Annotated in this window: 11 protein-coding genes and 1 tRNA gene; 9 read left to right on the top strand and 3 right to left on the bottom strand. The window is 65.2% G+C overall.

Annotated elements, in window-relative coordinates; all coding sequences use genetic code 11:
• The first annotated feature begins 133 nt into the window (after positions 1–133).
• The 6 genes from DEIDE_RS11605 (at position 134) to DEIDE_RS11580 (ending at position 6770) form a co-directional block, all read left to right on the top strand.
• Positions 134–955: an enoyl-CoA hydratase/isomerase family protein gene (locus DEIDE_RS11605; protein WP_012694151.1), complete on the top strand. Its 822-nt coding sequence runs from the start codon at positions 134–136 to the stop codon at positions 953–955.
• A gap of 103 nt (positions 956–1058) precedes the next feature.
• The gene (locus DEIDE_RS11600) at positions 1059–2051 is read left to right on the top strand and encodes a malate dehydrogenase (protein ID WP_012694150.1); all 993 of its coding nucleotides are present in this window, start codon (positions 1059–1061) and stop codon (positions 2049–2051) included.
• A gap of 72 nt (positions 2052–2123) precedes the next feature.
• Positions 2124–3233 carry an alpha/beta hydrolase gene (locus DEIDE_RS11595; protein ID WP_012694149.1) on the top strand — a complete coding sequence of 370 codons (1110 nt, stop codon included), beginning with the start codon at positions 2124–2126 and terminating at the stop codon, positions 3231–3233.
• Positions 3234–3262: 29 nt separating this feature from the next.
• Complete coding sequence (locus DEIDE_RS11590) at positions 3263–3883, top strand: cyclodeaminase/cyclohydrolase family protein (RefSeq protein WP_012694148.1); 621 nt, start codon at positions 3263–3265, stop codon at positions 3881–3883.
• 60 nt (positions 3884–3943) lie between these two features.
• Positions 3944–6013, top strand: coding sequence for a prolyl oligopeptidase family serine peptidase (locus DEIDE_RS11585; protein ID WP_012694147.1), 2070 nt, complete (start codon positions 3944–3946; stop codon positions 6011–6013).
• A 672-nt stretch (positions 6014–6685) separates the two neighbouring features.
• Positions 6686–6770, top strand: a tRNA-Leu gene (locus DEIDE_RS11580).
• A 236-nt stretch (positions 6771–7006) separates the two neighbouring features.
• Here DEIDE_RS11580 and DEIDE_RS11575 read toward each other — a convergent pair.
• Positions 7007–8167, bottom strand: coding sequence for a glycosyltransferase family 4 protein (locus tag DEIDE_RS11575; protein ID WP_012694146.1), 1161 nt, complete (start codon positions 8165–8167; stop codon positions 7007–7009).
• Between the two features lie 61 nt (positions 8168–8228).
• On the opposite strand from DEIDE_RS11575, the gene hisA reads away from it, so the two are divergent.
• Positions 8229–8960, top strand: coding sequence for a 1-(5-phosphoribosyl)-5-[(5-phosphoribosylamino)methylideneamino]imidazole-4-carboxamide isomerase (hisA, locus tag DEIDE_RS11570; protein WP_041227607.1), 732 nt, complete (start codon positions 8229–8231; stop codon positions 8958–8960).
• A 327-nt stretch (positions 8961–9287) separates the two neighbouring features.
• Here the strand turns inward: hisA and DEIDE_RS11565 are convergent, their stop codons facing one another.
• Positions 9288–10547, bottom strand: coding sequence for a YihY/virulence factor BrkB family protein (locus DEIDE_RS11565; RefSeq protein WP_242402914.1), 1260 nt, complete (start codon positions 10545–10547; stop codon positions 9288–9290).
• The gene (locus DEIDE_RS11560; RefSeq protein ID WP_041227248.1) at positions 10544–12529 is read right to left on the bottom strand and encodes a WD40 repeat domain-containing protein; all 1986 of its coding nucleotides are present in this window, start codon (positions 12527–12529) and stop codon (positions 10544–10546) included. Before DEIDE_RS11560 ends, DEIDE_RS11565 begins: the two co-directional genes overlap by 4 nt.
• Before the next feature lie 105 nt (positions 12530–12634).
• Between DEIDE_RS11560 and DEIDE_RS11555 the strand changes: the two genes are divergently transcribed.
• Together DEIDE_RS11555 and DEIDE_RS11550 are read left to right on the top strand one after the other, a co-directional pair.
• The gene (locus DEIDE_RS11555) at positions 12635–13054 is read left to right on the top strand and encodes a thioesterase family protein (RefSeq protein WP_012694142.1); all 420 of its coding nucleotides are present in this window, start codon (positions 12635–12637) and stop codon (positions 13052–13054) included.
• A 100-nt stretch (positions 13055–13154) separates the two neighbouring features.
• Positions 13155–14903 (top strand): NAD-dependent malic enzyme, encoded by a 1749-nt coding sequence (locus DEIDE_RS11550; protein WP_012694141.1) that lies wholly within the window; start codon positions 13155–13157, stop codon positions 14901–14903.
• Positions 14904–15017 lie beyond the last annotated feature (114 nt).

The following is a 15017-nucleotide window of genomic DNA, read 5'->3' as shown; positions in this document are numbered from 1 at the left end:
TCATGAACGGGTCAGATTCATCTCGGGCCTTTGAATCCTGTCGGCCAGTCTGCTACTGGCCGCACCCTCGGCTGGCGACGCGCCTAAAACCGACGTGAATACCTGTGCAGGACAAGGAGGTTAGCCTCAGACTATGAACGCCACCGAACTTCTGTCTCCCGACCGCTACCCTGGCCTCAGCCTTGAGCTGCACGAGGACGGCATTCTGGAGATCGTCATCCGCAACGAGCGCACCCTGAACTCGGTGAATGCCGAGGCACACCGCGCCCTGACGTACATCTGGCGGGACATCGACGCGGCACAGGGCGTGCGTTGTGTCCTGATCCGCGGTGAGGGCCGCGGCTTTTCCTCTGGTGGAGATTTCGAGCTGATCGAGGAGATGAGCCAGGACTTCACCGCGCTGGCCCGTGTCTGGCGTGAGGCGCGTGACCTGGTCTACAACGTGATCAACTGCGGTAAACCCATTGTCAGCGCCATTCATGGGCCCTGCGTGGGTGCCGGACTGGCGGTGGCGCTGCTTTCCGACGTCAGCGTGGCCGCAAAAACGGCCCGTATCCTGGACGGCCATGTGCGTCTGGGCGTGGCGGCTGGCGATCACGCTGCAATCATCTGGCCGCTGCTGTGTGGCCTGAACAAGGCCAAGTACCACCTGATGACCGGTGAACCGGTCAGCGGTGAGGAAGCCGAGCGTATCGGGCTGGTCAGCCTCTGTGTCGAGGACGATCAGCTGCTCGACCGGGCCTGGAAGGTGGCCCGCACGCTGGCTGCCGGAAGCCCCACTGCCGTGCGCTGGACCAAATACGCCCTGAACAACTGGCTGCGCGCCATGGGTCCCACCTTCGACGCCAGCCTGGCCCTGGAATTCCTGGGCTTTACCGGCCCCGACGTGCGTGAAGGACTGTCGAGCCTGCGCGAGAAGCGCGCGCCGAACTTCATGACGGACGCGCCGATCTGACACCCCTGTTCCCCCGACAGGAACTCTCGGCCGGCTGGGAGGCAGGGGCAGTATTGTGAGGCGAACAGCCATTACACAGATGGCATCCTCAGGAGGGATACCCATGACGAATAAGCAACCCGTTCGTGTGGCCGTGACTGGTGCGGCCGGTCAGATTGGTTACAGCCTGCTGTTCCGCATTGCTGCCGGCGACATGCTGGGCAAGGATCAGCCCGTGATTCTGCAGTTGCTGGAAATTACCCCAGCGCTCAAGGCGCTGCAGGGCGTCGTGATGGAACTTCGCGACGGTGCGTACCCGCTGCTGGCCGACGTGGTGACCAGCGACGATCCCCTGGTGGCCTTCAAGGACGCCGACTACGCCCTGCTGGTGGGCGCCATGCCCCGCAAGGCAGGCATGGAGCGCGGCGACCTGCTGGGGGCCAACGGCGGCATCTTCAAACCCCAGGGTCAGGCGCTGAATCAGGTGGCCAGCCGTGACGTCAAGGTGCTGGTCGTGGGCAACCCCGCCAACACCAACGCCCTGATCGCGCAGCAGAACGCCCCCGACCTGGACCCCAGGCAGTTCACCGCCATGGTGCGCCTGGACCACAACCGCGCCATCTCGCAGCTGGCCGAGAAGACCGGTCAGCCGGTCAGCGCCATCAAGAACATCACCATCTGGGGCAATCACTCCTCGACCCAGTACCCCGACCTCAGTCAGGCGACCGTGGGTGGCCGGCCAGCCCTGGACCTGGTCGACCGCACCTGGTACGAGCAGGAGTACATCCCCACCGTGGCCAAGCGCGGCGCCGCCATCATCGAGGCGCGCGGGGCCAGCAGCGCGGCCAGTGCGGCCAGCGCAGCCATCGACCACATGCGCGACTGGGCACTGGGCACTTCTGAAGGCGAGTGGGTCAGCATGGGCATTCCCAGCGACGGCAGCTACGGCGTGCCCGAGGGCCTGATCTACGGCTTCCCGGTGACCGTCAAGGACGGCAAGTACCAGATCGTGCAGGGCCTGGAAATCAGCGAGTTCAGCCGCGGCAAGATGGACGCCACCGCCCGCGAACTCGAAGAAGAGCGCGACGAGATCCGCAAGCTCGGCCTGATCAGCTGACAACTCAGGGTGAAGAAGGGGTGGGGCCTGCGGGTCTCACCCCTTTTTTTCTTTGCATGCTTGAATCGGGCCATGGCTCACCTGCGGTTTCTGATTCCGGCCCTGCCTCCCGGCACGCCGCCGGGTACCCTGTTCCTGACCGGCGAACACCGCGGCTGGATCAGCAATCCTGAGGGCTGGACCTTCGACCAGAGCGGCGAGGGCGCAATGCTGGACGCAGAGCTTGCTGCGGGGACGCTGCTGAGCGTCAAGGTTCGTCTGCAGCTTCCTGATGGCCACATTCTGGAAGAAGGGGACGCCTGGGGCGGGAGGGCCCCGGCGCACACTGTGACTGTGCAGGAACAGGGAGGTGTGGTGACCCTGAACCTGGAAGGTTGGCAGGACGACCGCGAGGGCAAGGGCAGGCCCAGTCAGTCCAGACCGCCGCGCATGGAGTGGAATCTGACGGCGCCCTGGGGTGAGCAGACCGTGCGCCTGTGGTGGCCGGAAGGCCATGATGGCCGTGATCTGCCCCTGCTGGTCATGCATGACGGACAGAATGTATTTGACGAGGTTCCCAGTTTCTCAGGGCAGAGCTGGAGGGCTGCAGACGCGGCGCAGGCCCGTGCTGAGGCTGGATATCCCTGCCTGATCGCGGCCCTGAGCGTCAATGCCGAGCGCAGCCGCCGCTACGTGCCGTTTGCCTTCAGACTCAACGAATTCAAGCCTGGAGCTGACGAATACCTCGACTGGATCGAGACTGGGCTGCTGCCGGCCCTGGAGGACGCGTTCGGCCCGGTACCCCCGGAGTGCCGCGCCCTGGCCGGGTCCTCCTTTGGGGGGCTGGTCACGCTGTACGGTGGCCTGCGGCGTCCGGACGTCTTCGGCACGCTGGGGGTGTTCAGCCCGGCGATCTGGCCGGATGATTTTGCCCTGCTGCGCTGGATGGAGGGCCGCGCCGCGCCGCACATGCGCGTGTGGCTGGATATGGGAGACCACGAGGCCCATACCGTGGCCGAGGCGGCCGAGGTGGTCCACCTGACCCACGAGCTGGGCGCAGGGCTGCAGCCGCGGGTGGCCCAGGTGCAGGTCACCATCGCTGAGGGCCACTGGCACGATGAGGCCGCCTGGGCTGCAAGATTCCCGGCCTTCCTGACCTGGTGGCTTTCTGGTCTGGCCTCAGCACACTCAGCCGCGCAATGAGTCCGGCCAATGCCCGGTAGAGTGCCGGTATGACCCTCTGGAACCGCACAGCACAGGACCTGCTTGAGGCTACCACCAGTCACCAGCCCACACCGGGCGGCGGATCGGTGGCTGCACTGAGTGGGGCCTTCGGGGTGGGGCTGGTATGTATGGCCCTGAATATTACCCGGCGCAAGCAGCCCGAGCAGGCCAGCGCCCTGCGTGAGCCGCTGGAGAGCCTGCTGGGGCTCCAGGCCGAACTGCGCACGCTGGCCGACCGGGACGTCCAGGTGTTCCGGGCGTATGTGGATGCCAGCCGGCTGCCCAGGGACACGGACGAGGACAAGCAGGCCCGGCGCGCAGCCCTGGACCGCGCCGGCCAGCAGGCGCGGGATGTTCCACTGCGTGTGGCACAGGTGGCTGTCGAGGGGTTGACCCTGGCCGGAGGAGTGCTGGAGCAGACCCACCCTGAGGTGCAGAGTGACGTGGGCGCCGGCGCTGGCCTGCTGCTGGGTAGCCTGCACGCCAGCCTGCTGACCCTGGACATCAATCTGCGGCACCTGGATGAGGAGCAGCGCCGGGCTCTGGAGGAACAGCGAGATTTCTACGGGGCGCGCGGTGAAGCTCTGGCCACCCAGGTCCTGGCCCGCACCCGTGAACTGCTGCAGTAAGGATGAGCTGACGGCCCGCGCGTGCGCTCCTGAGCCGCGGCCTGTGGCAGCATGCGGGACGTGATCACAACTTATCCGGAGTCCCGCAGGGACGATCAGGTGGATGTCTACCAGAACGCGGCCGGCGAGGCCGTGCAGGTGCCCGATCCCTACCGCTGGCTCGAAGACCCGGACAGCCCCGAAACAAGGGCCTGGGTTTCAGAACAGAACCGCATGACGGCAGCGTTCCTGGATACCCTGCCCGCCCGTGGGGCTTACCGTGACCGCCTGACCGCGCTGTGGAACTACCCACGTGAGAGCGCTCCCTGGAAAAGGGGAGAGTCCTACTTCCGCCAGTTCAACCCAGGTCTGCTTAACCAACCGGTTCTGGAGGTCTCCGCCAGCGCCACAGGTCCATGGCGAACCCTGCTGGACCCCAACGCCCTGAGCAGTGACGGCACAGTCGCCCTGAGCAGCGCCTCGGTCAGCCGTGACGGCCGGGTGCTGGCCTACGGCACACAGAGTGGAGGCAGTGACTGGATCACGTGGCAGGTGCGGGACGTCGCCAGCGGCGAGGACCTGCCCGACCGGCTGGAGTGGAGCAAGTTCAGCGGGGCGTCCTGGCTGCCCGACGGCAGCGGCTTCTACTACGCCGCCTATGACGCCCCGCAGGACGGTGGCGCGCTGACCGGCACGAACCGGCATCAGCGCCTGATGCTGCACAAACTGGGGGCCGCCCAGGCGGAGGACATGGTGGTGATCGAGCGCCCGGACGAGCCTGACTGGGGCTTCCGTGCTGAAGTCACGCATGACGGCCACTTTCTGGTGGTGCATGTCTGGAAGGGCACCGATCCCAGAAATCTGCTGTGGGTGCGGCCACTACACTCGGACGAGCCATTCACCGAACTTGTCAGTGACTTCCACGCCTCCTACCGTCTGGTCGGCAACGATGGTCCGCTGTTGTACGTGCAGACCACTGCCGACGCCCCACGCGGACGGATTCTGACCTGGCATGTCGGGACCGGTGAGCAGCGCGAGATCATTCCAGAGGGCCCGGACGCCCTGCAGGAGGACTTCACTGCGCTGGTGCCCGGCGGCCTTCTGACGGTGGCCCTTCACGACGCCAGCCACCGCCTGACCCTGCATGCCCGAACTGGAGAGGCCCACCGCGAGCTGCCGCTTCCCGGGCTGGGCACGATTGTCAATCTCAATGCCCTGCCCGACGATCCGGAAGTGTTCCTGGCCTTCACATCGTTCCTGAGCCCCGCCACCCCCTACCGCCTGATCCTGCCGGACGGGCAGCTTGAGTCTCTTTCGGACACGGCGCCTGTGTTTGACGCCTCGGACTTCGAGGTCAGTCAGGAATTTGCCGTCAGCCGGGACGGAACGCGCGTGCCCATGTTTATCGTGGCGCGCCGTGGCCTGAAGCGCGAGGGTGGCAATCCCACGCTGCTGTACGGCTATGGAGGCTTCGGGATCAGCCTGACGCCAGCTTTCAACCCATCACGGCTGGCCTGGCTGGAACGCGGCGGCGTGTATGTGCAGGCCAACCTCCGTGGGGGCGGCGAATACGGGGAGGACTGGCATCAGGCCGGGACCCTGGGCGAGAAGCAGAATGTTTTCGACGACTTTATCGCCTGTGCCGAGCACCTGATTTCCACCGGGGTCACCAGTCCGGCCCATCTGGGCATTCAGGGCGGCAGTAACGGCGGCCTGCTGGTGGGCGCCTGCATGACACAGCGTCCGGACCTGTTCGCTGCTGTCGTGCCACAGGTCGGTGTGCTGGACATGCTGCGCTATCACCTGTTCACCATCGGCTGGGCCTGGGCGAGTGATTACGGCCGCAGCGACGATCCGGATATGCTCGGAACCCTGCTGGCCTACTCGCCGCTGCACAACCTGCGTGCTGCTTCCTATCCCGCCACCCTGATTACCACTGGCGATCACGACGACCGCGTGGTGCCGGCACACTCCTTCAAGTTCGGTGCGCAGCTTCAGCGCTGTCAGACGGGAGCGGCTCCCGCCCTGCTGCGCATCCAGACGCGCGCCGGCCACGGGGCGGGGAAGCCCACCCGGCTGGTCATCGAGGAGGCCGCCGATATCTGGGCCTTTCTGGAACATCATCTGAAGCCGCAGCCCACGTCAAGCTGAGTGCAGGAGGAGCGAGCCGACCTGTTTGGGCTGCTGGGATACCCCGCTTCTTTTCATGAGTACAGGCCCTACAAGACCCTGCTCTACCAGCAACGGTAGATGTCCCCGCCTTCGGGATAGGGCGGGGACGCCAGACCTGTGCAGGTGCGTTTTCCCGGTGCGGTGAACAGTGTGATTGTGGCTGCGTTTTTGGCCACCATTACACTGCGACCTGTCCGTTGGTTGACGGTGCTTTTCCCGCTCATCGTCGGCAGCGTGATTCTGGATACGTCGCGGGTGCGCTGCTTCTCGGTAACAGCAGGTTGAATGCGATCAGGACCGGCGCGGAAGCGCAGTCACTCTGAGGACAGGCTGTCAACATTGTGCTTCCAGATCAGCTTGTCCCGAAGAACGTTCCAGGTCACGAACCCCTACCACGTAGACGACTTTCAGAACTACACGTTCCCACCGCACGACACTCTTCCGCCGGGTCCAGAATTCACTGATCGTGGGTTGGGCCCCCTGGGCAGAAGACGCCTTTCACTGTAGTGCCGCATTCCTGCTGCTGGAAATCGAGGGCAGGCCCTTCATGACTCTGAAGTCTCGAGCCCCCGCGCTTGACAGTTCCGGTCCCCCCCAGTAAAGTAAGCGAGCCTGAAACGCGCCCGTGCGCGGGCGGAATTACCAAAGTGTGCCGAGGTGGCGGAATTGGTAGACGCACTAGTTTCAGGGACTAGCGCCGCGAGGTGTGTGGGTTCAAATCCCATCCTCGGCACCACAGGGAACTCCCCAGTCTGAAAGGACTGGGGAGTTCGCTTTTCCATGTTCATGCTGAGATGCAAGCAGAGCTGCTGCAATGGTGAATGTTTCAGCTTGCGGGGCAGAGCCGGTTGCAGACATCAGCGAACTGGCTGTCAGCTCTGCGTCCCGACCGTGACCTTGCTCTCAGAAAGCAAAGTCCCGCGGGGGCTCGTCGTTTGCAGGCATCTAAGAAACGAAGTCTCTTGCGGCTGCTTAAGACACCGGGTTTCGGTGCATCGGTCGGGCTCTGACCCGTTCGTACACGGCTTCAAGGTCGGCAGCACGGGACTGCAGGTCATACTGCGCGGCGCTGTGGCGGGCCTGGGTCTGCCAGACCGGAAGCACTTCGGGACTCAGGGCCTGTAGCAGGCCCGAGGCCAGGTCACTGTGCGTGGCGTCGCGTACGGTGCCGTTGACGCCTTCCTGGATCAGGTCCAGGGCTGCGGGGCTGCGGGCGGCCACCAGCGGCGCCCCGGCAGCCAGCGCCTCGATCATGCTCATCGGTAGAACCTCACTGGTGCTGGCAGTCAGGAACACGTCGGCGGCAGCCAGCGCTTCGGGAACCCGTGAGTAGGGCACCGGCCCGGTAAACGTCACGCCCTCCGGTGCCGTGAGCTGCGCTGTCGCGCGGCTGGGGCCATCGCCCACAACCAGCAGACGCAGTTCCGGGCGACTGGCCCGGGCCTGATCGAAGGCGCGCAGCATGGTGTTCAGGTTCTTCTCGGGCGCCAGCCGTCCCAGGTACATCACCAGGGGCGCGTCAGGCGCCACGTGGAATTCTGCTCGGAAAGCATGCCCCTGGGCGGCGCGGAAGGCTCCCAGGTCCACCGGGTTGGGAAACAGTTCGACGTGCCCGCCATAGCCATATTCGCGCAGCATGTCGACCATGGCCCGGCCTGGCGCCAGTACGGCGTCGACCCGCCGGGCAAATGCGGCCACATGGGGGCGCACCACTGCCCGGCTGACCCGCTTGGGGACCGGGGCGTAGTGCAGGTACTGCTCATACTGGGTGTGCGCCGTGTACACCACCGGCGCGCCACTCAGCCGGGACCAGGTCCGCGCCAGCTGCCCGGCCAGAAACGGGTGCATGGTATGCAGCACGTCAAGGTCACGCAGCGGGAGCCGCGACGTGAGCAGTGGTCCAGGAGCCAGCATGACCGGGTAGTCGGCCGGGGCACCCAGGGCGCGCGCTCCGGCAAAGGAACTGTTCAGGCGGTAGACGCCCTCCTCGTGTGGGGGCATCTGCGGGTGGCGGGGCGCGAAAATGCGGACCTCGTGCCCGCGTTCCCGCAGGCCCCGGGCGAACAGCGCCGTGCTGGTCGCCACGCCATTGCGGGACGGCAGGTAGGTGGCGGTGACAATCCCGACTCGCACGATGAACCCAGTCTACCCCGGGCGGGAGGTCTACCTGTTGGCCGCCCGGTATGCTCGGCGCATGAGTGCTCCTGTACCCCCTGCCCCCCTGATCATTCCCTGCGTGGACATCCAGTCCGGCCGTGCCGTGCGCCTGTATGAGGGTGACCCCGAACGTGAGACCGTGTACTTCGACTCTCCACTTGACGCCGCCCGGCACTGGGTGGAGCGCGGCGCCGGGCTGGTGCACCTGGTGGATCTGGACGCTGCCACCGGCCGTGGCGAGAACCGTGAAGTGATTCGCCAAATTACCAGCGAGCTTGGGGTTCCGGTCGAGGTCGGCGGGGGTATCCGTGACCGGGAGGCAGCCGAGGACCTGCTGCGTGCGGGAGTCCACCGCGTGGTGATCGGCACTGCAGCGGTCAGGAATCCGCAGCTGGTGGCTGACCTGATCGCCGCGCATGGCCCGGAACGTGTGGTGGTCAGCCTGGACGCTCGCGGCCTGGAAGTCGCCACGCACGGCTGGGCTCAGGGCAGTGGAGTCAACGTGGCCGAACTGACACCGGGGCTGGCCGACGCTGGCCTGGAACTCCTGATCTTCACCGATGTCACCCGGGACGGCACCCTGAAGGGCCTGAACCGCGAGCTGATGCGTCAGGTCCGGCAGCTGTGGATCAACACCCTGATTGTGGGCGGCGGCGTGGCCAACATGGATGACGTTCGCCTCTTGCAGGAAGAACGGATCGAGGGCGCCATCGTGGGCCGCGCAATCTACGAAGGCACGCTGGCGTATCCGGTGATTCTGGAAAGCTAACCCAGGCCGGATGTAAAAACTCCAGGTATGCGGCATCCATCTGATCTGCAGGATTCGCAGGCAGATCCTGCCCTGGCCGGAGTTGCGGCATTACTGACCTCCCCTCGGAGAGACCAGAAGAATGTATTTCGCATCTGAAACTCTCTGTTCCAGAGCCTGCTCCTCGGAGGTTGAAGAGGAACCCGGAGCTCCCAAGACAGGGCCTACAGTTCTGATAGGGAAAACACATTGCCGCGATGCCATGTCGACTTCCCACACCCGATACCAACCCAGAACCAAAAAATGGGGAGCCGCAATGATGCGGCTCCCCGAGACTGAACCCGTTTGTTACTTTTTGGGTTTGCCGTCAAGACCCACCAGGCGCAGCACCAGCACCGTAGGGATGGCCAGCAGAGCACTCATAGCGTTCCAGAGGGCACCTACCATGCTGGGCAGCAGACCGGAGGTCCTGGCCCTGGCTGGCTTCCGGTGCTTGATGCGGCGGGCAAAGGGCCAGCGGGTAGTCCCTGGCACGTTGGCGGCGGCCCGGCCCTTCCCTCCGGCGGCGACCACCCGGCCCCGTGAATCACGGACAGGCTGGTCGGCGTTGGCAGCGGAGGCCTGCTCTTCCGGGCTGGGCGTCGGATCGATCTTCGCACCTTTCTGAACCAGGGCCATCTTTTTGGCTGTGTTGGCTGCGCCTCCCGCATGTGAGCCGTACTTCTGCGAGTACACCCACGTCACCTCAGCGCCGAAAAAGAAGATCATGCCGCTGTAATAGATCCAGAGCAGCAGCGCCACCAGCGCACCAGCCGCTCCGAAGGCGCTGCCGGGGGCGGCGCGCCCGAAATAAAGACCGATGACAATCTGACCCAAGGTGAACAGCGCCGCAGTGATTGCTCCGCCCACCAGCACTTCGTGCCACTCCAGCTTCACACTGGGCAGAAACTTGTAGATGGCGGCAAAGACTGGCGTCAGAAACAGGGCTGACAGGCCAAAGGTCAGCAGGCGGACCAGGATCGTGCCAGCCCCGAATCTGGCGCCCAGGTCATTGGCGATGGCGGACAGGTAGGTGTTGAGCCCCAGGAACACGAACAGCAGCAGACCGATCAGCACGATCATCAGAAATGAGATCACCCGTGTGCGGACCATATGCATGAGGCCCTTGGGAGGCCCGGGGTCTGCGCCCCACATGCTGTTCAGGGCGTCTTGCAGCTGCACGAACAGGCCGGTGGCCCCCATGAACAGGGTCAGAAAACCAACAATGCTGGCAATCAGGGTGCCCTTGTGAAGGGCGTCCTCCTGCGGGATGAGGGAGCGCAGGAAGTTTGCGGCGTCTGCGCCGAGTTCGCGCGCGAGCATGCCGGTCGGCCCGAACAGCTGGTTGGCCACTTCCTCGTTGGTCAGAAACCGCCCGGCGATGGCCACCGCGAACAGCAGCAGCGGTGCCACACTGAACATGGCGTAGTAGGCAATCGCCGCAGCCAGCCGGGGAGCTTTGTCCTGCCCGAATGCCTGCGTGGACTCCTTGATCACCGTGAACAGGTCGGCCGGGCGCATGGCCTGCTGGCGGGGCCTGGAGCCGGGACGGGTGGGAACAGTGGTCATCTTGGCAGTGTACGGGCCGTATCACGCGGCTTCCCTAACCACCAGTTGAGGGAATTCCCATCCCTGACCAGCAGGCCCAGGGCGCCGTGCGTGCCAGGGGTGAATGCGGCTTCCGGAAACGGCACAGGGTAACCACAGCCCGTCGACCGGCGCAGGCCAGATGTCAGGCCACCCGGCAGCCGGACTTCAGTGCGGGTGTGCAGGTCAGCCAGCCGCAGGCCATGGAACTCTGCGCCGCAGCCGTCACCTTCGCCCTCACCCAGCAGGACATGGCGGCGGTCCGGCGCAAACGCCAGCGGTCTCAGGCCCCGGTAGGGTCCAGTCAGAGCAGGACGTAAGGTCACGCCAGGAGAGGCCGTGCCGTTGCCGGGGTCCAGACGGTAGAGGCCGGCCCCCCTCTGCTCGCTGGCGCCAGCAATGGGCCGCGTGATCATTCGCAGGAGACTCCGGCCGTCAGGGCTGGGCTGAAACCAAGCCGACCAGTCCTGTCGCCAGGGCTCCTGCCACAGAACCTTTCCTGCTGGAGTCAGGCCCCGCAGCCGCACGAAAGGAAAGCCCCTGGCGGAGTTCTGTCGCTGTTCCTGAACCCACAGGTCAGCCCGCAGGGGCCGGGTGGCTGCAGGAAGCGGGAGAGGCGTGCCGGTCCGGACGTTCCAGGCCATGCCCTTCCACAGACCAACCGGGCTGTGGTCAATCAGACGGGCAAAGACCACGCGCTGGTCAGCTGTGAACGCCAGCTCTTCAGGGGCACTGCTCACCACCCAGCGGTGGAGGGTGCGTCCTGCCCTGTCCAGCAGATCCACCGACCGGGGCCGGCCTGCCACGAAGTGACGTTCGTTGGCGTCCGCTGCGAGCTGAACAACGCCGCCCTCCCGGACGCCGCCCAGCCGGTTCCCCTGTCCTTCAGGGGACAGGACGCGCAGTTCACTCTGACCCGAGCCAGTGTCCAGCGCCACCAGCGCCCGCTGCCCTTTCAGAGGCGTGAAGGCGGTCACGGCGGCTCCCAAAGCCCGCACAAAACGGCCGTCACTGACCCGGTGCACTTCCGGCACGCTTCCTCCACGCACCGTCAGGAAGAATCTGCCGTCTGGTGACGGCACGGCGGAGTGCAGGTTTTGCGTAGCATTCACGGTCCACAGCGGCTGTGGGCTGCCCAGATCCCAGAGCCGCAGGGCGTGGGGTGTAGAACCGCCCGTCTCCGTGTTCAGCTCCGAGGTGGCTGTCAGCACCCGGCCTTTGCCGGCCCAGTGAACCTCAGGGAGGCTGTCGGCTGTCTGGGCCCGGCCCGGGAGTTGCCTGGAGCGGACCTCAGGCTGGGCACCTTTCAGGTCGATCAGGTCCAGCCAGAGTTGTGCATTCGGGTCGTAGCCGGCGGTGTTCTGCACGAGCCTGAGCACAGCGACAAACTGTCCGTCGAGGCTCGGTTCGAGGGCCACCACCTGTCCAGCTGGAAGGGTCACGCGCGTGGGCTGCCCCTGACGGTCGCCCGCCTGCACGACTGCCCTCCCCGCCTGCATCCGTTCGACTCGGGCCGCATGGCGCCCGCTGCACCCCGCTGGTTGTATGCGCGAGCTCTGGCAGACATCACCCAGAATTCTCCTGCCGTTTTCCAGCAGGGTAAAGGCCGTCTGGTAGGGCTGCTCCCCCTTATACCCCTCGGCGCGGATGAAGGGTCCGCGCAGGCGGCCGTCGGCTCTGTAACCGCCCAGCCTGAGGCGGGGGCCATGGCCACGAGCCGCGTCCGGCAGGGTGGCGGGGGCCCGGACTTCCTGCCGGGACAGGGGCTGACCGGTCCGGACATTCCAGCGGTACAGCACGCGCGCGCCATCCAGGGTATAGGCGGTACCATCCGGGGCCCAGGCCAACCCGCCCACTGGACCGCCGAGTTCGCCAGGTCCGCCAAAGGTACCGGCGGCGTGTCCGGGAATACGGGCGCTCCCTGACAGGCTCAGGGCTGAGGCCGCAGGGTTCGTTGCCAGCATAGTACCAAGTAGAGAAAGGCTCAGCAGAACCGCAGTACCTGAAAGACGCATGGCTTCAGCGTAGGCCGTCCGGGAATACGGCAATGAATGATTTACCCTGGCTGAATGCGCCCCATTCCCGCTGGCTTCACGCAGACGCTGACTGTAAACGTGACCGAGGACATGACTGTTGACTTTGGTGAACTGGGCCGGTTGCATCCGGTCTATGCCACGTACTGGATGGCCCGCCATTTCGAGGAAGCCGGCCGGAAGATCATCCTTCCGTTTCTCGAAGATGGTGAGGGCGGTATCGGCACGCAGGTGGACGTCACCCATACCGCCTCGGCGCTGCCCGGAATGACCGTGACGGTCACGGCGACCTTTGAGCGTATGGACGGTCGGCGCATTTTGGCCTCGATGCGTGCTGTCAACGAGCTCGGGGATGAGATCGGCACCGGCACGACCACGCAGATGGTGCTGCCGCAGGAAAAGATCGACGCGAACTTCGACCGGCTGCGCGAGCGCTGGGCGGCACACCAGCGCTAAGGGTTCTGTTCACTATCTGAACAGGGAGACGTGCGGTTCACCGGGCTTCTGTAGTGCGGCTGAACCCTGTTCGCTCTCCGGCAGGTATCCTGTTACGGTTATGCCCCACACGCCTCCGGTCTCCCGCTATTACGACGTAAAACGCGATGAGCATGGCCAGCGCTACATCGACGTCTACGTCAACGGCCTGGCCCTGCTGCAAAATCCGCTGCTGAACAAGACGACCGCCTTTACCTCCCAGGAACGCATAGAGCTGGGGCTCGAGGGCCTGATTCCCCCGCACATCAGTACCTTCGAGGAACAGAAGCAGCGGACCTACCTGCGTTACCTGCGTCAGGCCACCGACCTGGAAAAACATGAATACCTGCGTGCCCTGCAGGACCGCAACGAGGTGCTGTTCTACGCGGTTCTGGAAGACCACCTCGAGGAAATGCTTCCCATCATCTACACCCCCACGGTGGGCGAGGCGGTCAAGCAGTTTTCCAGCAACTACCGTTACCCGCGCGGCTTTACGGTCAGCGCCCAGGACATTGACCGGGTAGAGGAGATGCTGGAAAACGTCCCGGTCAATGATGTCCGGATGATTGTCGCGACCGATTCCAGCGCCATTCTGGGTATCGGGGATCAGGGCTTCGGCGGCATGGCCATCAGCATCGGCAAGCTCAGCCTGTACACGGCAGCCGGCGGCGTGGGCCCAGACAAGGCCCTGCCAGTCGAACTGGACGTGGGCACCAACCGTCAGGACCTGATCGACGACCCGCTGTACCTGGGTCTGCACCAGCGGCGCATGACGGGGGCCGAGTACGACGAGTTCCTGGACAGGTTCGTGGAAGCTGCGCACGCCCGCTACCCCAAGGCCATCATCCAGTGGGAGGACTTCAGCCGCGGCACCGCCTTCCGGGTGCTGGAGCGTTACCGCCGGGTCGTGCCCAGCTTTAACGATGACATCCAGGGCACCGGCGCTATGGCCCTGTCGGGCCTGCTCAGTGCCTGCCGCATCAAGGGTGAAGAGCTGACCGCACAGAGCTTTGTCATCGTGGGCGCTGGAGCGGCGGGCATCGGCGTGGCCATGGCCATCCGTCAGGGCCTGATACACGAGGGACTGACCTTCGAGGAAGCCGGCGCGCGCGTGTTCGTGGTGGACCGCTACGGCCTGCTGATGGAAGGCCAGCCGGACCTGGAGCCGCAGCAGATGAGCTTCGTGCGCCGCCCCGAGGACCTGAGCGGCTGGACCTACGCTGGAGAGGCGCCCACCCTGCACGAGGTCATCGTGAACAGCCGGGCCACGGCGCTGCTGGGCTTTACCGGAGTCCCGGGGTTGTTCCGGCGCGAGAGCATCGAAGCCATGCTGACCCATACCCCGCGCCCCATCGTGTTTCCGCTGAGCAATCCCAGCAGTCATGTAGAAGCGCAGCCCTCGGACCTGATCGAGTGGACCGACGGACAGGCCATCGTGGCCACAGGCAGCCCCTTTGCCGATATTCAGTATGGCCAGCAGGCCTATCCCATCGGCCAGGGCAACAACGCTTTTATCTTCCCGGGGCTGGGCTTCGGGGCGGTGGCGACGAGAGCGCGGGAAATCACCGACAACATGGTGATGGCCGCTGCCTACACTCTGGTGGAGGTCACTCCTACCGAGCAGGGGCGCGTATACCCGCCAATCGGTGACCTGCGCGAGATCAGCATCAAGATCGCCGCGCGAGTGGCGCGGCAGGCGATCACGGACGGGGTGTGTGCCGACCGCCGCATGCGCAACCTGACCGACGAGCAGATCGAGGCGAACATCCGGGACCGCGCCTGGCAGCCGAAATATCTGCCCCTGTGCAATACCGCTAAAAACAAGCAGTAGGCACGTGGCCCGCGCGCCGGTAAGGGTTCCCCCGGCGCGCAGGCTGTCTCCGAACCTCAGCGAAAAGGCTGTGACGGGCCGCCTGGGAACTGGTCTTCCCGGGAGGCCCGTTTT

Origin of the sequence: Deinococcus deserti VCD115 (assembly GCF_000020685.1) — a bacterium.
Classification (GTDB): Bacteria; Deinococcota; Deinococci; order Deinococcales; family Deinococcaceae; genus Deinococcus; species Deinococcus deserti.
This window is presented reverse-complemented; position numbering and strand designations above follow the sequence as displayed.